We start from the raw sequence: 505 nt of genomic DNA, 5'->3' as shown, positions 1-505 counted from the left end.
GAATATCCACGAGCGGCATGAAGTCCTGCTCGTTCAGGACCTTGTTCACGGCAAAGAGGTCAGCCTCGGTATGGCCAGGCCAGTCGAATTCGCGCGCAGCCCAGTGTACAAAGTTGCGCTTGAAGGCTTTCGACGGGGTAAGGCCGATAGAACCGTTTTCCTCGACGTAGGTGAAGGTTTTCAAAATCCCGCGCAAGAGCGGCGAATAGCTGAGGGAGGGCTCGTCGTCAGCAAGGGACCGGAATTCGATCACTTCAAATCTCCCGCGCAAACCAGCGAATACGGCCGATGATGACGATTTCATCCGCCGTGCGCTCATACTCCGGATAATGCTTGTTGTCCGAGATCACGCGGACTGCCGGCGGATCGCTATTCGGGACATGCTGTAAGCGCTTCGCGACCAAGCCCATGCCATCATCCAGAACGAAGATGCCTGGCGGGTTTGGGGCCTTGCGGTCCATGTCAACGAGCACGGTATCGCCGTCAAAAAGCGTCGGTTCCATGC

The 505-nt window shown here is 57.0% G+C and carries 1 protein-coding gene and 1 pseudogene; both read right to left on the bottom strand.

Annotated features, from left to right (window positions below; genetic code table 11):
* Positions 1 to 253: pseudogene (locus E7681_RS18660) on the bottom strand (hypothetical protein); the annotation flags it as partial.
* Between the two features lies 1 nt (position 254).
* Positions 255 to 505, bottom strand: a 251-nt coding sequence (locus E7681_RS18655; RefSeq protein WP_136340767.1) for a S24 family peptidase, incomplete at its 5' end; no start/stop codon positions are given.

This window comes from Thalassobius vesicularis (assembly GCF_004799325.1).
Classification (GTDB): domain Bacteria; phylum Pseudomonadota; class Alphaproteobacteria; order Rhodobacterales; family Rhodobacteraceae; genus Thalassobius; species Thalassobius vesicularis.
The sequence above is the reverse complement of the archived record's forward strand: the minus strand, read 5'-3'. Positions and strand labels throughout refer to the sequence as shown.